The following is a 19598-nucleotide window of genomic DNA, read 5'->3' as shown; positions in this document are numbered from 1 at the left end:
GAGGGCCCACCGACAACTCCGGCTGAGCGGCCAGACGCCGGACAGCTCAGTGAGCTGGGGCCAGCCGTATGCGGCGACCTGGTGACAGAGAAGAGGGGGCAGACGAGTCGAGTCGTACGCCGGATTCTGTGGCCCGGTCGGCCTCGCGGCCGGCCGGCTGACGGCCATCCATCTAGGACCGGCGTTGCCACCGGCCTCCTGCGGTCTACCCGCGGACTCGGGCGGGCAGCCCTCAAATGTCCGCGCAGGGCCGCCTGACGGTGGCCCCTTCTTGACCTTGCTCCGGGTGGGGTTTACCTAGCTGCCCAGGTCACCCTGGGCACTGGTGGTCTCTTACACCACCGTTTCACCCTTACCGGAGGCCTCGCGGCCCCCGGCGGTTTACTTTCTGTGGCACTGTCCCGCGGGTCACCCCGGGTGGCCGTTAGCCACCACCCTGCCCTGTGGAGTCCGGACGTTCCTCGGCAGGACCTGGGTCCTAACGCGGCCGCCCGCTCGGCTCGTCTGCCGTGCTGACCATGGTAGCCGACCCTGCAGAGATCTTGATCTCGCCGCCGTGTCATCGTTCGGCCGGGCTGACGCCCACCCACTGCGCCGCCGGTCTTCGGCACCTGCCCAGGCTGCCGCCCGCGCTGGGGGGCCGGTCCGGACTATACGAAAAGTATCGTCACCCGCATGCCTCATCACGGGAGTTTATGCAGGTCACAGCCCCGCTACTGGGCGGTGACGCCACCGGGCACGAGGTCTGATTTTTTGTGGTCAAATTCGACCCCGATTCGCCCCGGACGAGAATGTCCACACCCAGAGACACGGTCTGACCTGCGTCAATTCCACACAAAGGACACTATTGGTGGTTACGCCGGGTTCTGTCGCCGGTCGGCCTCGCGGCCGGCCGGGAGACGGCCATCCATCTAGGACCGGCGTTGCCGCCGGCCTCCTGCGGTCTACCCGCGGACTCGGGCGGGCAGCCCTCGAACGTCCGCGCAGAGCCGCCCTGGGGCGGCTCCTTTTGACCTTGCTCCGGGTGGGGTTTACCTAGCTGCCCAGGTCACCCTGGGCACTGGTGGTCTCTTACACCACCGTTTCACCCTTACCGGGCGCCTCTCGGCCCCCGGCGGTCTGTTTTCTGTGGCACTGTCCCGCGGGTCACCCCGGGTGGGCGTTACCCACCACCCTGCCCTGTGGAGCCCGGACGTTCCTCGCCGGGACCGAAGTCCCGCCGCGGCCGCCCGCTCGGCTCGTCTGCCGTGTCGACCATGGTACCGGTCAGACGAAGTCGTCCGTCTCCAGCGCGAAGGAGAAGGGGGCAGGAAGATCGACCGGCTTGCCGAACGGCCGCCTGTCGGTCCGCTGGTAGTCGTTGCCCTCGGGTTCGCTGAACAGGACCACGGTCTCGTTCTCGCGGTCGATGAGCAGGTACAGCGGAACACCGCCCATGGCGTATCCGTGCCGCTTGGCCACGCGATCCCGCTCGGGTTTGCCCGACGTGACCTCGACGACCATGGCAATGCCGCCACAGTGCATCCACGTGTTGTCGTCGTCGAAGAGATCGAGCTCAAGGGGCGCGAAGGTGACGTCCGGGATCAGATGATTCTTCGGGCACAGATCGCCGCGCGGAACCTCCAGGCCACAGTTGCCGGAAAAGTCCATCTCAGTCACCGACTTGCGCAGCACCTGCCGGACGAAGCGACTGATGTTCTTCTCATGCCGTGGCGACGGCGGCGGACTCACGACGATCTCCCCCTCGATCAGCTCGGCCCGGAACCCCTCCGGGGTCCCCAGCGCCAAGAAGCCCTCCAGGAGCAGTTCCTCCTGCGAAAGCGGCTCGTGTGCCATGGCGGTCATCTCACGCCCCTTCCTGGTCCAGCCGCGAGCGTACGGATCAAGGGCTGCACTACCGGTCGGTAAAGAAGCCTCTCACCCGATCGTGGCACACCGCCGCTACGCGGGAGCGAAAAGCACCGCATGCCGCCCCACGTCCGCCTCCACCAGCCGCACCCGCAGCCGCTCGCCCAGCGGCAGGGGCCTCGCGCCACGCACCGGGGCGACCACGGCGGGGTCGGTGAGGTGGACGGTGCCGGACGCGGGGTCTGAGTCGTGGAGGTCGATGACGAAGGCGTCGAAGGTGCCGCCGAGGCGGTCGCGGAGGAGGAGGGCCTCGACGAGGTCGAGGCAGGCCCGCTCGGCGTCGTTGGCGTGGTGGGTGCCGGTGCGCATGGTGGCGGGGAGTCCGTCGAGGGCGGCGGCGGCCCAGTCGGGCGGGGGCTGGCCGGCGGCGGCTGCGAGGCAGAGCTCGGAGGCGTAGCGGTCGACGAGGCGGCGCAGCGGGGCGGTGCAGTGGGCGTACGGGGCGGCGACGGCGGCGTGGAGGGCCTGCGACGGGGGGTGGCCGGGGTGGAAGGGGGTGTAGTCGGCGCCCCGGAAGAGGGCGGTGGCCTCCTGGAGGAAGGCGGCGTGCGCGGGGAGACGGGGGTCGAGGGTGCGCAGCAGGTCGGCGTACGAGGTGTGGTGCGGCCAGTCGATGCGCAGGGCCTCGGCCACGCGCCGGAGGCGGGCCACCGCGCCCTGCGGGGCGAGCGGGAGGGTGCGCAGGATGCCGGTGCCGGAGCTGAGCATGAGGTCGGCGGCGGTCATGCCGGTGAGGAGGGAGATCTGGGCGTTCCAGGCGTCGGCGGCGAGCGGGGCGCGGTATTCGAGAACGTAGCCGCCGTCGGGGCGCTCGACGACCTCCTGTTCGGGGGCGTTGAGGGAGATGCCGCCGCGCTGCCGCTCCTGCTGCTCGCGCAGGAGGCCGATCGTACGGAGAAGGGCCACCGGCTCCTCCGCCGTGCCGCTGTCGATGGCGTGCTGGACACCCGCGTAGTCGTAGCGGGCGCGGCTGCGGACACGGGCCCGGCGTACGTCCGCGTCGGTCACCGCCCCGGCCGCGTCCAGGTCGATCCGCCAGAGCACGGCCGGCCGCTCCTGGCCGGGGAGGAGGCTGGCGGCTCCCTCGCTGAGGACGGGCGGGTGGAGGGGGACGCGGGTGTCGGGGAAGTAGAGGGTCGTGACGCGGCGGTGGGCCTCGGTGTCGATCGCCCCGCCGGGGGTGACGAAGGCGGCGACATCGGCGATGGCGTAGTGCACGCGGTAGCCGGTGCGCCCGGCGGTGTCGCGGCGCGCCAGGTGCATTGCCTGGTCCAGGTCCTTCGAGCCGGGCGGGTCGATCGTGAACAGCGGGATGTCCGTCGCGTCCGCCTCCGGCATCCGTGGGTCCGCCGCGGCGGCCTCCGCCTCGGCGAGCACGGCGGGCGGGAAGGTCTCCGGAATGCCGAGGCCCGTACGGAGGGTGCGCAGCGCGGCGCGCAGCTCGGTTCCGTCGGCGGCCTTCACGCTCATGTGGCGACGGGGCATGAGGCGAGCGTAAGCCGGGGCGCCGTTAGAGGCCTCGCGGATGGGTGGGGCGGGTGAAGGAGCGGGGTGAGGGGCAAGTCTGGCAAGGCGGAGGAGGGAGGCGACGCGGAGCGTCGTGGACCGACGACAACGCCGCCAGGCGCCGCCCATCGCCCCGCGACGCCGCCCCACCCATCCGCGAGGCCTCTATGCTGCATCGTCACCGATTGCGCCAGGCTGTGTGAGGGGAATCCGCTGTGCTCGTCCTGCTTCCGCCGTCCGAGGGCAAGGCCACCGGGGGCACCGGTCCGGCCGTGAAGCTCGACGCGCTCTCCCTGCCCGGGCTCACCGCGGCCCGGAGCGCGGTCCTGGAGGAACTCGTGGCCCTCTGCGACGGCGGCGACGAGGACAAGGCCGCCGCTGTCCTCGGGCTCAGCCCCGGCCTGCGGGGCGAGGTCGCCAAGAACGCGGGGCTGCGCGATGCCCCGACCCGGCCGGCGGGTGAGGTCTACACGGGGGTCCTCTACGACGCGCTCGGCCTCGCGACCCTGGGCGCAGCCGCGCGACGGCGGGCCGAGCAGTCGCTCGTCGTCTTCTCCGGGCTGTGGGGCGCCGTCCGGATCGGCGACGTGATCCCTTCGTACCGCTGCTCCATGGGCGTCAGGCTTCCCGCCCTGGGCGGACTGGGCGCGTACTGGCGGCCCTTCATGGCCGAGGTCATGCCGGAGGCGGCCGCCGACGGGCTGGTGCTCGACCTGCGGTCGGCGGCTTACGGGGCGGCCTGGAAGCCGGCGGGCGCGGTCGCCCGCCGGACCGCGACGGTGCGGGTGCTTCAGGCTCAGACCCGGAAGGTCGTCAGCCACTTCAACAAGGCGACGAAGGGACGGCTCGTGCGGGCCCTGCTGGAGGCCGGCGCGCGACCGAAGGATCCCGCCGAGCTGGCGGCCGCGCTGCGCGACCTCGGCTTTGTCGTCGAGGAAGCGGGCGCGGGCAGGCTGGACGTCCTCGTGGCCGACGTCCACTGACTCAGCCGAAGGTCACCGCAGGTGCGACGTGTCGTTCAGCAGCCGCACCGACGCGTTGCCGTCCCCGTAGTACGCCACCGCCGAAACCGCCGCGGCGGAAAGCTCCATCCGGAACAAGGACTCCGGCGGGGCCCCGAGCGCGAGCCGTACGAAGGTCTTGACCGGGGTGACGTGGGTGACGACGAGAACCGTCTGCCCGGCGTAGCTCGCGAGCAGCTTGTCGCGGGAGGCGGCGACCCGGCGGGCGACGGAGGCGAAGGACTCGCCGCCGGGAGGGGCGACCTTGGCGGAGGCGAGCCAGGCGTCCAGTTCGGCGGGGTAGCGGTCCTTGGTCTCGCCGAAGGTGAGGCCTTCCCAGGCGCCGAAGTCCGTTTCGCGGATGCCTTCGTCGATGTGCACGTCGAGACCGAGGCGCGTGGCGACGGCGGCGGCGGTCTGGCGGCACCGGGCGAGCGGGGAGCTGACGATGGCCTGGATGGTGCCGCGGGCAGCGAAGGCGTCGGCGGCGCGCTGTGCCTGCCAGTGGCCCTTCTCGGAGAGCTCGGGGTCGGTGCCGCCGCTGCCGGAGAAGCGCTTGGAGGGGGTGAGGGGGGTCTCGCCGTGGCGGAGGAGGACGAGGGTGGTGGGGGTGCCGAGGTCGCCGGACCAGCCTGCGGAGGTTTCTTCCTTGGCACCGGCAGGCTCAGCCGGGGCGGCGGAGCGGCCTGCCGCCAGGGCGGCCCGTGCCGACTCCGCGCCACGCGCCGCGGCCTCGCGCGCCGTGGCGCGGTCAGGGGCTCCGGCGGGGGCGGGGACCGTCAGGGCGGCGCGGGACTGGGAGGCCTCCCACTGCTTGCCCTTCTTGCCCGCGTCCATGGCCTCGTTGGCGAGGCGGTCGGCGTGCTTGTTCTTCTCGCGCGGGATCCACTCGTACGTGACCTGGCCGACGGGAAAGATGGTGCGGGCCTCCGCGGCGAGCGGACGCATGTCGGGGTGCTTGATCTTCCAGCGGCCGGACATCTGCTCGACGACGAGCTTGGAGTCCATGCGGACCCGGATCCGGGCCTCGGGGTCGAGGGCGTGGGCGGCCCGCAGCCCGGCGATGAGGCCCCGGTACTCGGCGACGTTGTTCGTGGCGGTGCCGATGTATTCGGCGGCCTCGGCCAGAGTCTCGCCGGTGGCCGGGTCGAGGACACAGGCGCCGTAGCCGGCGGGGCCCGGGTTGCCCCGGGAGCCGCCGTCGGCCTCGACGATGAACGAACGGGACGTACCGGTCACAGGCCGGACTCCGGGGTGCGGACCAGGATCCGGCTGCAGTTCTCGCAGCGGACGACGGAGTCGGCGGGGGCCGCCCGGACCTCGTTGATCTCGGTGATGTTGAGCTCCAGGCGGCAGCCCTCGCAGCGCTTCTGGTAGAGCTTGGCCGCGCCGACGCCGCCTGACTGGGTGCGGATCTTGTCGTAGAGCTTGAGCAGGTCGGCGGGGACGGCCCCGGCGATGACCTCACGCTCCTTGGCGGCCTTGAAACCGTCGGAGTCGAGCTCGGAGAGGGAGGCGTTCTTACGGGCCTCGGCCTCGGTGATCTTGGCCTGGAGGGAGTCGACCCGGCCGGTGAGCTCGGTGACGCGCTCCTGGAGGGACTCGCGGCGCTCCATGACCTCGAGGACGACGTCCTCCAGGTCGCTCTGGCGCTTGGCGAGGGAGACGATCTCGCGCTGGAGGTTCTCCAGGTCCTTCGGGGAGGACACGGCGCCGGAGTCGAGACGCTGCTGGTCGCGGACGGCGCGCTGGCGCACGAGGTCCACGTCCTGCTCGGCCTTGAGCTGCTCGCGGGCGGTGTCGCTCTCCTGGGTGGTGGCGGCGACCAGGAGGTCACGCTGCTGCGTGACGTCTGCGGTGAGGCGCTCGATCTCCTGGTGCTCCGGGAGGTTGCGGCGCTTGTGGTCCAGCTGCGCGATACGCGAGTCGAGGGCCTGGACTTCGAGGAGTCGGATCTGGTCGGCGGGCGCGGCGTTCAGCGGGGGGCTCCTGAGGTGGTGAGGGGTTCAGCGGGAAGTGCGTGTGCCGTCCAGGGGTCGGTGACCGTGCGCGACACATACGTGCGCAGGGCCCAGCCGTGCCGGTCGGAGATCTCGTCGAGCTGGGCGGCGGCCTGCTCGCACCAGGGCCACTCGGTGGCCCAGTGGGCGGCGTCGATCAGTGCCGGCGGCCCGGCCTGCTGGGCCTCGGACACCGGGTGGTGCCGCAGGTCGGCCGTCAGATAGGCGTCGACCCCGGCCTTGCGTACGTCGGCGAAGAGGCTGTCGCCGGAGCCGCCGCACACCGCGACCGTACGGACGAGCTGCTGCGGGTCGCCCGCGATGCGCAGCCCGGTGGCGGTGCTCGGCAGGCCGCGCGCGGCCCGGTCGGCGAACTCGGCCAGTGTCAGCGGGACATCGAGCTCGCCGATCCGGCCCAGGCCCCGGCGGCCGGCGGGATCCGTCGGGTCGGGGACGAGGGGGCCGGTGATGCGGAGCCCGACGGCGGCGGCCAGGGCGTCGGAGACGCCGGGGTCGGCGCGGTCGGCGTTCGTGTGGGCGACGTGCAGGGCGATGTCGTTCTTGATCAGGCCGTGTACCACCCGGCCCTTGAAGCCGGTGGCCGCGACCGTGGTCGTACCGCGCAGGTAGAGGGGGTGGTGGGTGACGAGCAGATCGGCGTCCAGCTTGATCGCCTCGTCGACGACCTCCTGGACCGGGTCGACCGCGAAGAGCACCCGGCTGACCTGGGCGTCCGGGTCTCCGCAGACCAGGCCGACCGCATCCCACTGCTCGGCCCGCTCCGGGGGCCAGAGGGCTTCGAGCGCGGCGATGACGTCGGACAGTGTGGGCACGGGTGGAAGGTTACCTCCGATCCCTTGCGGGGACTCAGTCGCGAGGTTCTGCAGGGGTTCAGGGGCTTTCAGCACACCCGGCTTCCGGACTCCGGCGGTTCGGGACAATCGCCACCCTTACGTGTGAAGCACACCAACTCATGTCGGTCGGGCGAAGGTGCGAAAACTAGCGTCTGGGGGCGGAGGTGAGCTCACACCATGACGACCTGCGCCACCGAGACCGCCACAGAGACCGTGCGGCGGGCGGGTTTCACGACATCCGCGGACGGCTCGTACGCCGCCTGCCTCACCACGGTCGGAGACGACGACAGCTGGTATCCGGAGCGCTGGACGCTCGACGGTCCCGAGCCCTACACCGTCCCCCTGCCCGGCAACCAGCCCGAGGACCCCAGCTCCCAGCTGGTGCCCCTGCCCGACGGCCGGGTGCTCATCCGCCGCCGCGTCGCCGACCGGCACGACTTCGCGCTCCTCTATCCCACCGGCCCCGGCACCGGCGAACTGCCGCTCGGCTCGCTGCGGGGGGAGGACGTACGGCTGCTGCCGCCGCCCGGCTCCGGCGACGGCGTACTCGCCCTGACGTACGACGGCACGGCCAGCGCCGTATGGCTCGTCCACTCCACGGACTCCACGGACTCCACGGCGAGCGGCGGCCCGGGCGAGGGCGGGCCGCGCAAGCTCGCCGAGATCCCCGGCCATTGCTACGGCGGCGCCTGGCTGGACCGTACGGGCCGGATGCTCGCCCTGGACCGCGAGGCGGAGAGCGGCGGGCCGGTGAAGACGGTCGCGGTCGACCTGCGGCGCGGCGGCGAGACCAGCCCGCTGCTGCAGATCACCGAGGACAGCGACGACCGGCTGCTGCTCGCCGAGCCCGACAGCGGTCTGCTCGTCGTGCGCAGCAACGCCCCCGGCGAGGACCGTCTCGGCTGGGGCGTCCTCGGCAGCCGGGACCCCGTGCGCTTCCCCGAGGCCCTGCGTCTCCCGGACTCCTTCCTCACCCCCTTCGCCGCCCAGCCCGGCCAGATCATCAGCCCCGAGGCCTGCGGCATCGCCCTCACCGCCGAGGGCCCGCACGGCACCTCCCTCGCCATCTGGCGCCCCGGGCAACGCCACGCCCTCTGGCTCACCGGCCCCCAGGGCTGGCTCCCCGGCGCCGGCCTCTGGACGGCCGGCGGGGTGCTCCGGCTGCCGTACGCCTGCGCGCACTGCCCGTGCGGGATCGTGGCGTACGAAGCGCCCGCGGCGGAGCCGGAGCCGGTGCCCGTGTTGCCGGACGAGCCGCAGCCCAGCGCCGTACTGCCGCTGCAAAAGGCCCCGCTCGCCGCGGCGGGTCCGGTTCCGGCGGGATCTTGAACTCCGATAAGATCACGCGGGGGCACCGTCGGGCTCGTTCGGTGAGCAATCGACGTGCGTGGATGTTTCGTTGGGCTCTGCCCTTTCCGCCGACCCCCGAGCGCAGCACCGGTAAGCGATCGACGGAGAGAATTCCCACCATGTCCGAACCCCGACACGACACCGCTGAGGACACGGCAGCCGCGGCCGCCGCGGCAGCGGGCCGCCACCGTGGTCCGTCCTCACCGGAAGACAACGAAACCCCCGCGCACGGCCGCCACCGCAGGGCCGCCGCGGAGTAGCAGAAACGATTCGTACATACGACAGACCGCGGTCGGCCGCGCCCGGGTCCTCCCGGCGCGGCCGTACGTGGCTACTCGTGCTTCAACGCCAGCACTTCCGTCGCGGCGAAGGTCTCCTTCGGGTCCCGGCCCTCGTAGTACGGCGTCAGCAGGTCGTCCAGCTCCTCGTACGTGAAGGCCTCCTTCGCCGTGTCGAACTTCGCCGCCACACGCGGCCTGTCGATCACCGCGACCATTCCGCCGTGCACCACGAACAGCTGCCCGTTCACCCGCCCGGCGCCCGGCCCGGCCAGATACCCCACGAGCGGCGCCACATGCTCCGGCGCCATCCTGTCCGCGTCCTCTTCCTGCAGGACCGCGAACACGTCCTCCGTCATGCGGGTGCGGGCCCGCGGGCAGATCGCGTTCGTCCGCACCCCGTACTTCGCGAGCGCCAGCGCCGTCGAGGTCGTCAGGCCGACGATGCCGCCCTTCGCGGCGGCGTAGTTCGGCTGCCCGGCGGAGCCCGCGAGGAAGGCCTCGGACGAGGTGTTGACGATGCGGCCGTAGACCGGCGCCCCGCCGGACGCCTTGGCGCGCTCGCGCCAGTGGGCGGCCGCGAAGCGGGTCGTGTTGAAGTGGCCCTTGAGGTGGACCCGGATGACGGAGTCCCACTCCGCCTCCGCCATCGAGAAGACCATGCGGTCCCGGAGTATGCCCGCGTTGTTGACCAGGATGTCCAGGGCGCCGTACGTCTCGACCGCGAGCCCGATCAGGGCTTCCGCCTCGGCGAAGTCGGCCACGTCCCCGTGATGGGCGATCGCCCTGCCGCCCGCCGCGCGGATCTCCTCGACCACGGTGTCGGCCGGCGCCGCCGACGCCTCGCCCGAGCCGTCGCGGCCCGGCTGCCCGAAGTCGTTGACCACGACATTCGCGCCGAGCCGCGCCAACTCCACCGCCTCTGCCCGGCCGAGGCCGCGGCCGGCGCCGGTGACGATTGCGGTTCTGCCGTGCAGGGGGGCGGTCATGGGGTTCCCTTCGGGGCCGGGGTCCGGGGGGCTCAGACGGTGATGCAGGTCCTGAGTGCCTCACCGGTCCGCATCTGGTGGATCGCCTCGTTGATCTCCTCCAGCCGGACGCGGTGCGTGATCAGCCCCTCCAGGTCGATCCGCCCGGCTCGCCAGAGCCGGATGACGCGGTCGTAGGAACGGCGCACATCGCCGCCCCCGTACAGCGACGGCAGTATCCGCTTCTCGTCGAAGAAGAGCTCGAACATGTTGACCTGGAGGAAGTCGTCCATGGCCCCGGCGCCCACGACGCACAGCGTGCCGCCGCGCCGGGTGGTCTCGTACGCCGTGCGGGCCGTGGCGGCGCGGCCGACGACCTCGAAGACGTAGTCGAAGCCCTCGCCGCCGGTGAGGCGGGCCTTCACCTCCGCGAGGTCCTCCGGGGCGACGGCGTCGGTGGCGCCGAAGCGCAGCGCGGCGTCCCGCCGCCCCTCGACGGGGTCGATTCCGACGATCTCGGCGGCGCCGGCGGCCCGGGCGCCCTGGATGGCGCTGATGCCGACGCCGCCGCAGCCGATCACGGCGACGGAGGAACCGGGCTCGACCCGCGCGGTGTTCAGGGCCGCGCCGATGCCGGTGGTCACGCCGCAGCCGATGAGGGCGGCGATCTCGTACGGGACGTCGTCGGGGATCGGCACCGCGCAGGGGGCGGCGACGACGACCTCCTCGGCGAAGGTGCCGGTGCCGGCGAAGCCGAAGACATCCGCGCCGCCCGTACGGCGGAAGTTGGGCGTGCCGGCGTTGACGAAGCCGGCCAGGCACAGATGCGACTGGCCGCGCCGGCAGGCGGCGCACGCACCGCACGCGGGAAGCCAGCAGACGAGGACGCGGTCCCCCACCTTGAGGTTTTCCACCCCCTCCCCGACCTCCACGATGTCGCCGGCGCCCTCGTGCCCGGGCACGAAGGGCGCGGGCTGCGGGAGGACGCCGCTCATGGCGGAGAGGTCGGAGTGGCAGAGCCCGGTGGCACGGATGCGTATCCGCACCCGGCCGGGGCCGAAGCCGACCGCTTCCATGTCGTCGACGACTTCGAGCTTGTCCTGGCCGATCTCCTGCTGCAGAGCTGCGCGCATGTCTTACGGCTCCCTACTCGACTTCCTCTACGGACATGTCGGCGAGGACCGGCGCGTCGTCCCGTTCGACGGCCGTGGCCGTCACCCGGATACGTCCACGTCCGCCGGTCCGCCACATACGGATGCGCATCGTCTCCCCCGGGAAGAAGACCCCGGCGAAACGGGTGGCACAGACCCGCACCCGCGCCGGATCGCCGCCCAGCAGCGTGTCGACGACGGCCTTGAGCACGATCCCGTACGAGCACAGCCCGTGCAGGATCGGCCGGTCGAACCCGGCCCGCTTGGCGAACTCCGGGTCGGCGTGCAGCGGGTTCCAGTCGCCGGACAGCCGGTACAGCAGCGCCTGGTCCTCGCGGGTGGCCTGCAGCACCTCGAGCTCCGGGGCGCCCTCGGGGGCCGGTTCCCGTACGGAGGAACCGCGCCCGCCGCCGAAGCCGCCCTCGCCCCGGACGAAGATCTCGGTGTCGGAGGTCCACAACGGACCGTCCGCGTCCGTCACTTCACTGCGCAGTACGATCACGGCCGCCTTGCCCTTGTCATGGACGGCGGCGATCCGCGAGGCCTGAACCGCCGTGCCCTCCACCGGAATCGGGCGGTGCAGCTCGATGCGCTGGCCGCCGTGCAGAACCGCGGCCAGGTCCACGTCGATGCCGGGCATGGACAGCCCGCCGGCCGCCGCCAGTGCCCCGCCCGCGACCGTGCAGAAGCTCGGCAGGACCTGCAGCCCGGGCCCTTCGAGGGCGTACCGCAGTTCGGTCGCGCCGATGCCGAGGTGGTAGAGCAGGACGTCCTTGAATCCCCAGGAGAGCTCGGTGCTGCGGGGCTCGGCGGCGAGGGCCTTGGCGACATCGATGGGCATGTCCGGGACGGCTCCTTCTAGAACGCGTTCTAGTGTGGCGGTGGTCTCCTGTATAACGCATCGCCCATGCGCCGGGAAGAGTTGACGCACCATCAGCTACGGCATCGGCCCCCGGACCGGTGACATTTGTCCCGCCGAGTCGCTGACATTCGCATCTGCCCTGGCCAGCGCCCCACTTCATACGATGACGGCAGTCGTTCGAACGGGGAGGAACAGCATGAGGAACTTCGAAGAGGAGATCGAGAATCTCAAGCCGCCCAACAAGTTCACCTTTCTGCCGTGGCTGCTGATGGGCGCCGGGGGCTTCTCCAACATCTTCACCGGGCGGGCCCCGATGCCCTGGCTCGGCGGCATCGGGCTGCTGGCCTTCAACTCCCTCTACGTCGGCATCGTCTTCACGACCTTCGACAGGCGACGCGACAAGGACAGCACGCTCCCCCAGCGCATGTGGGTGGGGCTCGCCGCCGTCACCTTCGCCCTCGCGATCGGCTACGGCCACAGCTGGCTGCTGCTCTTCCCGCTGCTCTCGCTCGCCCTCGGCGTCGCGTCGCGCACCCGCCGGATGGGCACGCTCCTGTTCCCGCTCAGCATCGCCGCCGGGGTCGTCGCGGCCTTCCGCTCCGACGACCCGTGGGACGCCCTGTCGGTGGGCTACGGCACGATGATCTCCGGCCTGGTCACGATCACGATCCTCACCCTCTTCGGCGCCATCTCCCAGTTGAAGGCCACGCGCCAGGAGCTGGCCCGGCACGCGGTCGCCGAGGAGCGGCTCCGCTTCTCCCGCGACCTGCACGATCTGCTCGGCCACACCCTCTCCGTCATCGTGGTCAAGTCCGAGGCCGCCCGCCGCCTCGCCCCGCGCGACCTCGACGCCGCCCTCGCCCAGGTCGCCGACATCGAGGCCGTCGGCCGCCAGGCCCTCACCGAGATCCGCGAGGCCGTCACCGGCTACCGCGAGGGCAGCCTCGCCACCGAGCTGGACCGGGCGCGCTCGGCTCTCGCCGCCGCCGGCATCGAGGCGGTCGTGGAGGAGTCCGGGCCGCCACTGCCCTCCCAGACGGAGGCGCTGCTGGGCTGGGTCGTACGGGAGGGGGCCACCAATGTGATCCGGCACGGTGGCGGGGCGACGGTCTGCCGCATCCGCGTCACCGGGGCGGACTGCCGCGTACGGCTGGAGATCACGGACGACGGCAGCGGCGTAGGCTGCGAAACCCCGGGCTCCGGACTGAAGGGTCTCGGCGAACGCCTGGCCGCGGCGGGCGGCTCCCTGGACGCGGGCCCGGCACCCCGGCCCCGCCAGGGCTTCCGGGTCACAGCCGAACTGCCGCTGGAGGAGGGCCACACCTCGTGATCCGAGTGCTTCTCGCCGAGGACCAGGGCATGATGCGCGGCGCCCTCTCCCTCCTCCTCGACCTGGAGGACGACATCGAGGTCGTCGCCCAGATCGGCGCCGGCGACCGCATCGTCCCCGAGGCCCTCGCCGTACGCCCCGACGTCGCCCTCCTCGACATCGAACTCCCCGGCCGCAGCGGCCTGGACGCCGCCGCCGAACTCCGCGACAGCCTCCCCGGCTGCAAGGTCCTCATCCTCACCACCTTCGGCCGCCCCGGCTACCTCCGGCGCGCCATGGAGGCCGGCGCCTCCGGCTTCCTCGTCAAGGACGGCCCCGTCGAGGACCTCGCCACCGCCATCCGCCGCGTCCTCGCCGGCGAGCGCGTCATCGACCCCGCCCTCGCAGCCGCCGCCCTCAGCTCCGGCCCCAACCCCCTCACCCCCCGCGAGCAGGACGTCCTCAACGCCGCCGCCGACGGGGCCACCGTCGCCGACATCGCCGCCAAGGTCCACCTCTCCGAATCGACCGTACGCAACTACCTCTCCGCCGCCATCGGCAAGACCTCCGCCCGCAACCGCATGGAGGCCCTGCGCACGGCCCGCCACAACGGCTGGCTGTGAGCCCGGCAGGCACGGGAGACGCACGTCACATCCGTACGTGTCACATCGTGCCGAGCCGTTCCGTCAGGGGTGTGTAGTCACCGACAACGGCAGAGGAGCTCACCATGACCATGGGTGCCCGTTTGAACATCTTCGGCAGCCCCACCGCGGGCAAGTTCCTGAAGCACATCGTCTCGGCAGGCAAGGTGCTCTCGGACTCGGCACTGCCTCTCGCGACGCAGGAGCTGGTGAAGATCCGCGCGAGCCAGATCAACGGCTGCGGTTTCTGCACCGACATGCACACCAAGGAGGCCACGCACGCCGGTGAGACCTCGGTGCGCCTCAACCTGGTCGCGGTGTGGCGCGAGGCCACCGTCTTCACCGAAGCCGAGCGCGCCGCCCTGGAACTGGCGGAGCAGGGCACCCGCATCGCGGATGCCGCCGGCGGGGTCACGGACGAGGCCTGGGAGAACGCCGCCAAGCACTACGACGAGGAGCAGCTCGCCGCGCTGGTGTCCCTGATCGCCGTCATCAACGCCTTCAACCGGCTGAACGTCATCGTCCAGCAGCCCGCCGGCGACTACCAGCCCGGCCAGTTCGGATAGCCGGAGCGCCGTGGCGAGAGCGGCTGCGTGTCCCAAACCGACCGCGACGATCTGCTCTCCGACGTGGGCGACGAGCGTCAGGCGCTCCGGCACGGCGAGGTTCTGGCGGAAGCGCTCCGGCCCGTGTTCGCGGGGCCAGTTGACGTTGACGCCGCCTGGGTCACGGGTTCCGGCGTCTTCGGCGAACGGGCCCGCACTGCACTCGACGAGGCCCGGCAGGTCTCGTTCCTCGGCTCGGCGGATCCCGACCGGGGGCAGCCGGAGATCGATGAAGGGCACGCTGTCACCCGGCAGCACGTACCGATCGGACTCGACGAATCCCTGCGCCAGGGCGAATCGCAGGCCGTCCTCATTCGACTCCAGGACGACCGTCTCGATACGTCGGCGCCGAGTTCGAGGGCCTGGGCGAGCCCTCGGGCGTAGAGCCGGCCGCCGAAGCCCTGGCGGCGGTGAGGGGGAGCACGCGGGCGATGACGGTGGTGCAGCCGATGAGGACGTCGCCGAGGTAGGCGACCTCCAGGTGGTTGCGCCGGGCGCGCTCACGCACGTCGTCGAGGGAGAGGACGGAGGAGGGGGCGGGGACGATCAGGTTGTGGACGTGTTGCCAGCCTGTGAGCAGGGCGGCGGCGTCGCCGTCCACCGGCTCGATGCGAAGGTCGGGCACGGCATCAGGAAACCCTTGGGCGGCAGGGGCGTCAACCGGAATCAGCGGGCCGCGCGGGGCCCGGGCACCGGCCCCGTGCGGAACGCCGCCGCACCTGTACGGCACGATGAGCAGCATGACCGCACCCTCCCCCGCCGCACCCTCCCCTGCCGTACTGGCCGCCTTCGAATCGGCGAAGGGCTTCATGCCGGCCCACGAGGGCCTCGCCCTCTACGCCGCCGCCGACGACGCGGCCCGGCGCCTGCCCGGCCTGCCGCTGCTGGAGGTCGGCACGTACTGCGGCCGCTCGACGATCCTGCTGGCGGCCGTGGCACAGGAGGGCAAGACGCTCGCCGTCACCGTCGACCACCACCGCGGGAGCGAGGAGCAGCAGCCCGGCTGGGAGTACCACGACCAGGACCTGGTCGACCCGGCCGTCGGCCTCATGGACACCCTCCCCACCTTCCGCCGCGCCCTGCACGCCGCCGGGCTGGAGGACCACGTCCTCGCCCTGGTCGGCCGCTCCCCGCAGGCCGCCGCCGTCTGGGGGAAGCCGCTCGCCCTCGTGTTCATCGACGGCGGCCACACGGACGAGCACGCCACGAACGACTACGAGGGCTGGGCCCCGCACGTCGCGCCCGACGGCCTCCTCGTCATCCACGACGTCTTCGCCGACCCGGCCGACGGCGGCCAGGCCCCGTACCGCATCTACCGGCGGGCCCTGGCCTCCGGCGCCTTCACGGAACTCTCCGTGACCGGCTCGTTGCACATCCTGCGCCGTACGGGCCCGGGGATCTGAGCCGGGCCCAGGGCCTGTCCGGACGATCATGAATGGCCCCTGCGCCGCCGCCGTGACATCAGCCGCTGGCGCGGCGGGCGGCACCTCGCCGCGTTGCCGGAGTGCCCGCAGGAAGCCACCCTGCGGGCATTCCGGCGCCTTGCGATGCACCGCACCAGACGACGCCGCTGTGACATCAGCCGCTGACGCGGCGGGCGCCCCTGATGGCCCGGACAGGCCCTAGCATCGCTGACATGTTCAGCAACAAATCGGGCGTGCTCGCGATCGCTGTGGCCGCGCTGCTGCCGACGTGCTTCGCGGGCTGGCTGGTCTGGGACTCGCTGCGCGGCCCCGGGGGCGGGGACGAGCCGCAGCGGGTGCTGCCCCTGCCGTCGGTTTCCGCGTCCACGTCGGCGTCCACGTCCACACGTACGGACGGCAAGGCCGCGGCCGGAACAGCCACGCCGTCCGCGCTCCCCCTCACCGGCAAGGTCATCGTCCTCGACCCCGGCCACAACCCGACCGACCGCGACCACACCGCCGAGATCAACCGCCTCGTCGACATCGGCAACGGGCGCAAGGCCTGCGACACCACCGGCACGGCCACGAAGGCCGGTTACACGGAGGCCGCCTTCACCCTCGACGTCGTCCACCGCGCCCGGGCCCTGCTCACCGCGCGCGGCGCGACCGTCAAGCTCACCCACGACACCGGCGGCCCCGCGTTCGGGCCGTGCATCGACGAGCGCGCCCGCATCGGCAACGAGGCCGGGGCCGACGCCGCGATCTCCGTCCACGCGGACGGCTCCGCGACGGGCAACCGCGGCTTCCACGTCATCCTCCCGGCCTCCATCCACGAGGGCATCGCCGACACCCGCTCGATCGTGGCGCCCTCGCGGCGCCTCGGCACCGCGGTCAGGCAGCACTTCGCGGACGCGACCGGCTCCGCCCCCGCCAACTACCTGGCCGGCGGGACAGGCCTGGTCACCCGCAGCGACCTGGGCGGGCTCAACCTCACCACCATCCCCAAGGTCTTCATCGAGTGCGGCAACATGCGCGACCCGAAGGACGCCGCCGAGCTCACCGACCCGGCATGGCGGCAGAGCGCGGCGGAGGGCATCGCGGACGGCATCACGGCGTTTCTGCGCGGCAAGACGTGAGCAGGCGGTAGAGGGTCGGTCCCGATCGTGTACCAGACGCAATCCCCGCCTGACCGGCCCTTGATCGCACCCGTACGATGGGGCTTCGCCCCGCGTCTGGCCGGCTGACCGACGACTGACGACTGACTAAGGACCCCACTGGTGAATATCCGCTCCCTCACCCGAGGAGACGGCGCGGTGATCGGCGCAGCGGTGCTGCTGCTGATCGCCTCGTTCCTGACGTTCTACAGCGCCAAGGGCTGCACCGTGGACGGCTGTGGCGTCAACGCCTGGAAGACCGAGCTGTTCCCGCTGTTGCCGTCCGTGCACCTGCTCGGGATCATCGCCGCCGGTCTGACCATCGCCTCGCGCTTCCAGCCCGAGGGGCGCAAGGTGCTCGGGGTCGCCCTGAACCAGTGGGGTGCTGTGCTGGCGATCGCCGCCACCTGGGATGCACTGTGGTCTCTGTTCAACGGCAACGACGCCTGGGAGTTCGGCGCCGGCGCCTACCTGTCGTTCGTCGCCGCCGCCGCGCTGGCCGCCGTCTCCGTGCTGAGCCTTCAGGGCCTGGCCGCCTTCAAGGCCCCGCTCCTGCCCGCCCCGCGCCCGCAGCCGCAGCCCCAGCCCGGCATGTACGGCCAGCAGCCCTACCCCGGCATGGGCGGCCCCCAGCCCCAGCAGCCCGGCGGCTACGGCTACCCTGCCCCCGGCGCGCCCGAGCACTCCTACGGCGGCCAGCCCCAGCCGCACCCCTACGGTGCCCCCGCCCCGCAGCCGCAGCCGCAGCCCATGCAGGCCGCCCCCCAGCCCGGCCCCGCGGCCCCCGCCGCCCCCGAGTTCGCCGCCTTCTGGTTCGCCGTCCCCGTCGCCCGCCCCCTCTTCGCCGAGGACGGCTCCCCTTCCCCCATCGCCGAACTCACCCCCGGCACCTGGTACCTCGCCGTCGACCAGCGCGGTCCCGCCCTCATCGCCCAGACCCAGGACGGCCGCCGCGGCGTCCTCCAGGACACCAGCGGCATCCAGCGCGGCTGAACCACCACCGCCGCCGCCCACCAGCAGCCGGCCGACGGCCCCACCCCTTCCCGGGCGGGGCCGTTGCCGTTGCCGCCACCGACCGCCGGACGGAGTCCGGCGCAGCCGCCCGAAGCAAGCGAAGCGCCCGCGAGGGCGGCAAAAAGAGGATTCTGCACGAGCGGCATCCAGCGCGGCTGAACCACCACCACCGCCGCCCACCAGCAGCCGGCCGACGGCCCCGCCCCTTCCCGGGCGGGGCCGTTGCCGTTGCCGCCAGAGGCCCCTGGGGCCGTTGCTGCGCAAGGGGCGGGGCCGGAGTGGCCGATTCCTGACTGGTCGTCACACCGTGGACTCGTCACCCTGTGCGCATGGCCGAACCTCACTGTTCCAAATGCTGTCCGGTAAAGCCGCCGGCACCTCCTGCGCCGTTTGTCCCGCCGATCGGCGTGTACCTGTGGGGTGCCGCGACGGTGGTCGGGGTGGTGGGCGGGTGGGTCCTGATCGTGTGGATGGGAAGCGTCATCTGGCCATGAGGCCGGAGGGGCCGTACAGTCCTCCCGTGGATCGAATCTGACGCATCGTCAGAACGGTGGAGGGAGGGGACCCGGCATGCGGCTCGGCCTGGCACTGGGCTACTGGGGGCGCTCCCCCGCCCGCGATCACGTCGCGCTCGCGCAGACCGCGGAGCGCCTGGGGTACGACTCCGTGTGGACGGCGGAGGCCTGGGGCTCGGACGTCTTCACGCCGCTGACATGGATCGCGGCGCACACCAGCCGTATCAGACTCGGCACGGGGATCGCGCAGATGGCGGCCCGCTCCCCCACCGCCACGGCGATGCACGCGCTGACCCTGGACCACCTCTCCGGGGGCCGGGTGATGCTCGGCCTCGGGCTGTCGGGCCCGCAGGTGGTGGAGGGGTGGTACGGACGGCCGTTTCCGGCCAGCCCGCTCACCGCGACGCGCGAGTACGTAAACGTGCTACGCCAAGTGCTGCGCCGGGAGGGGCCGGTGGAGCTGGACGGCCGCTTCCACAGCCATCCGTACGGCGGCGAGGACGGAACCGGTCTCGGCAAGCCGCTGAAGTCGATCACGCACCCGCTGCGCGCCGATCTGCCGGTCCTGCTGGGCGCGGAGGGCCCCAGGAACATCGCGCAGACCACCCGGATCGCGGACGGCTGGCTGCCGCTGTACTGGTCGCCGTTCCGCAGCGCCGCCATGTACGGGGCGACCCTCGACGCCGCCCCGAAGGACTTCATGGTCGCGCCCATGGTCCGGGCGAAGGTCTGCGAGGACCCGGCGGAGGGCCTGATGACCGTCAAGGCGATGCTCGCCTTCTACATCGGCGGCATGGGCGCCCGCAGCCGCAACTTCCACGCCGACCTGATGGCCCGAATGGGCTACGAGGACGCGGCCCGGCGCGTCCAGGAACTGTTCTTCGACGGACACCGCATGGACGCCGTCCAGGCCGTCCCGGACGCCTTCGCCGACGAGATCTCGCTCGTCGGCCCCCGCGAACGCATCGCCGAACGCCTGGAGGCCTGGCAGTCCGGCCCCGTCACCGACCTGCTCGTGACCGCCCCCGACCACGAGACCCTGCACGTGCTCGCGGAGCTCAATCGCCGGACGGGCTGAG

The 19598-nt window shown here is 72.3% G+C and carries 18 protein-coding genes, 2 other RNA genes and 1 pseudogene; 10 read left to right on the top strand and 11 right to left on the bottom strand.

What is annotated here, in order from left to right; genetic code table 11:
* Positions 1-99 precede the first annotated feature (99 nt).
* From rnpB (OG607_RS32920) to OG607_RS32905, 4 genes are all read right to left on the bottom strand, one after another.
* Positions 100-503: RNase P RNA component class A (rnpB, locus tag OG607_RS32920), an RNA gene on the bottom strand.
* A gap of 394 nt (positions 504-897) precedes the next feature.
* An RNA gene (gene rnpB / locus OG607_RS32915) (RNase P RNA component class A) lies at positions 898-1230 on the bottom strand.
* A gap of 36 nt (positions 1231-1266) precedes the next feature.
* Positions 1267-1845, bottom strand: a complete 579-nt coding sequence (locus tag OG607_RS32910) for a Uma2 family endonuclease (RefSeq protein ID WP_405731154.1) — start codon at positions 1843-1845, stop codon at positions 1267-1269.
* Positions 1846-1941: 96 nt separating this feature from the next.
* Positions 1942-3393, bottom strand: coding sequence for an RNB domain-containing ribonuclease (locus OG607_RS32905; protein WP_405731152.1), 1452 nt, complete (start codon positions 3391-3393; stop codon positions 1942-1944).
* 236 nt (positions 3394-3629) lie between these two features.
* Between OG607_RS32905 and yaaA the strand changes: the two genes are divergently transcribed.
* The gene (gene yaaA / locus OG607_RS32900; protein WP_405731150.1) at positions 3630-4397 is read left to right on the top strand and encodes a peroxide stress protein YaaA; all 768 of its coding nucleotides are present in this window, start codon (positions 3630-3632) and stop codon (positions 4395-4397) included.
* Between the two features lie 12 nt (positions 4398-4409).
* Here yaaA and OG607_RS32895 read toward each other — a convergent pair whose 3' ends face one another.
* From OG607_RS32895 to OG607_RS32885, 3 genes are read right to left on the bottom strand one after another with little or no spacing between them, the layout of a single operon-like run.
* Positions 4410-5654, bottom strand: coding sequence for a bifunctional RNase H/acid phosphatase (locus OG607_RS32895; protein WP_405731148.1), 1245 nt, complete (start codon positions 5652-5654; stop codon positions 4410-4412).
* Positions 5651-6394: a zinc ribbon domain-containing protein gene (locus tag OG607_RS32890; protein ID WP_405737204.1), complete on the bottom strand. Its 744-nt coding sequence runs from the start codon at positions 6392-6394 to the stop codon at positions 5651-5653. Before OG607_RS32890 ends, OG607_RS32895 begins: the two co-directional genes overlap by 4 nt.
* A complete protein-coding gene (locus OG607_RS32885) occupies positions 6391-7248 on the bottom strand; it encodes a Nif3-like dinuclear metal center hexameric protein (protein ID WP_405731146.1) in 858 nt (285 codons plus the stop codon). Before OG607_RS32885 ends, OG607_RS32890 begins: the two co-directional genes overlap by 4 nt.
* A 198-nt stretch (positions 7249-7446) precedes the next feature.
* Here OG607_RS32885 and OG607_RS32880 point away from each other — a divergent pair, with 198 nt between their 5' ends.
* Both OG607_RS32880 and OG607_RS32875 read left to right on the top strand, forming a co-directional pair.
* Positions 7447-8598 carry a hypothetical protein gene (locus OG607_RS32880; RefSeq protein ID WP_405731144.1) on the top strand — a complete coding sequence of 384 codons (1152 nt, stop codon included), beginning with the start codon at positions 7447-7449 and terminating at the stop codon, positions 8596-8598.
* Positions 8599-8738: 140 nt separating this feature from the next.
* Positions 8739-8879, top strand: coding sequence for a hypothetical protein (locus tag OG607_RS32875; protein WP_405731142.1), 141 nt, complete (start codon positions 8739-8741; stop codon positions 8877-8879).
* A gap of 71 nt (positions 8880-8950) precedes the next feature.
* On the opposite strand, the gene OG607_RS32870 is transcribed toward OG607_RS32875, so the two are convergent.
* The 3 genes from OG607_RS32870 to OG607_RS32860 are packed head-to-tail and all read right to left on the bottom strand — an operon-like array spanning position 8951 to position 11857.
* A complete protein-coding gene (locus tag OG607_RS32870; RefSeq protein WP_405731140.1) occupies positions 8951-9886 on the bottom strand; it encodes a 3-oxoacyl-ACP reductase in 936 nt (311 codons plus the stop codon).
* Between the two features lie 32 nt (positions 9887-9918).
* Positions 9919-10998 (bottom strand): Zn-dependent alcohol dehydrogenase, encoded by a 1080-nt coding sequence (locus tag OG607_RS32865; protein ID WP_405731138.1) that lies wholly within the window; start codon positions 10996-10998, stop codon positions 9919-9921.
* A gap of 13 nt (positions 10999-11011) precedes the next feature.
* Complete coding sequence (locus OG607_RS32860) at positions 11012-11857, bottom strand: MaoC/PaaZ C-terminal domain-containing protein (RefSeq protein ID WP_405731136.1); 846 nt, start codon at positions 11855-11857, stop codon at positions 11012-11014.
* 217 nt (positions 11858-12074) lie between these two features.
* On the opposite strand from OG607_RS32860, the gene OG607_RS32855 reads away from it, so the two are divergent.
* The 3 genes from OG607_RS32855 to OG607_RS32845 all read left to right on the top strand — a co-directional run bounded on the left by OG607_RS32855 (position 12075) and on the right by OG607_RS32845 (position 14394).
* Complete coding sequence (locus tag OG607_RS32855; protein ID WP_405731134.1) at positions 12075-13208, top strand: sensor histidine kinase; 1134 nt, start codon at positions 12075-12077, stop codon at positions 13206-13208.
* Positions 13205-13810, top strand: coding sequence for a DNA-binding response regulator (locus tag OG607_RS32850; RefSeq protein ID WP_405731132.1), 606 nt, complete (start codon positions 13205-13207; stop codon positions 13808-13810). The genes OG607_RS32855 and OG607_RS32850 overlap by 4 nt, the downstream gene beginning before the upstream one ends.
* A gap of 110 nt (positions 13811-13920) precedes the next feature.
* On the top strand, positions 13921-14394 hold the full coding sequence (locus OG607_RS32845; RefSeq protein WP_405737201.1) for a carboxymuconolactone decarboxylase family protein: 474 nt from the start codon (positions 13921-13923) through the stop codon (positions 14392-14394).
* 255 nt (positions 14395-14649) lie between these two features.
* Here OG607_RS32845 and OG607_RS32840 read toward each other — a convergent pair.
* Positions 14650-15058 (bottom strand): annotated as a pseudogene (locus OG607_RS32840) (GNAT family N-acetyltransferase); the annotation flags it as partial.
* Positions 15059-15173: 115 nt separating this feature from the next.
* Here OG607_RS32840 and OG607_RS32835 point away from each other — a divergent pair.
* The 4 genes from OG607_RS32835 (at position 15174) to OG607_RS32820 (ending at position 19597) form a co-directional block, all read left to right on the top strand.
* Positions 15174-15836: a class I SAM-dependent methyltransferase gene (locus OG607_RS32835; protein WP_405731130.1), complete on the top strand. Its 663-nt coding sequence runs from the start codon at positions 15174-15176 to the stop codon at positions 15834-15836.
* 233 nt (positions 15837-16069) lie between these two features.
* The gene (locus tag OG607_RS32830) at positions 16070-16972 is read left to right on the top strand and encodes an N-acetylmuramoyl-L-alanine amidase (RefSeq protein WP_405731128.1); all 903 of its coding nucleotides are present in this window, start codon (positions 16070-16072) and stop codon (positions 16970-16972) included.
* 141 nt (positions 16973-17113) lie between these two features.
* Positions 17114-17983 (top strand): hypothetical protein, encoded by an 870-nt coding sequence (locus OG607_RS32825; protein ID WP_405731127.1) that lies wholly within the window; start codon positions 17114-17116, stop codon positions 17981-17983.
* Positions 17984-18574: 591 nt separating this feature from the next.
* Complete coding sequence (locus OG607_RS32820; RefSeq protein WP_405731125.1) at positions 18575-19597, top strand: LLM class F420-dependent oxidoreductase; 1023 nt, start codon at positions 18575-18577, stop codon at positions 19595-19597.
* Position 19598: the final 1 nt, after the last annotated feature.

This window comes from Streptomyces sp. NBC_01537, from assembly GCF_045040445.1.
Lineage (GTDB): Bacteria > Actinomycetota > Actinomycetes > Streptomycetales > Streptomycetaceae > Actinacidiphila.
This window is presented reverse-complemented; position numbering and strand designations above follow the sequence as displayed.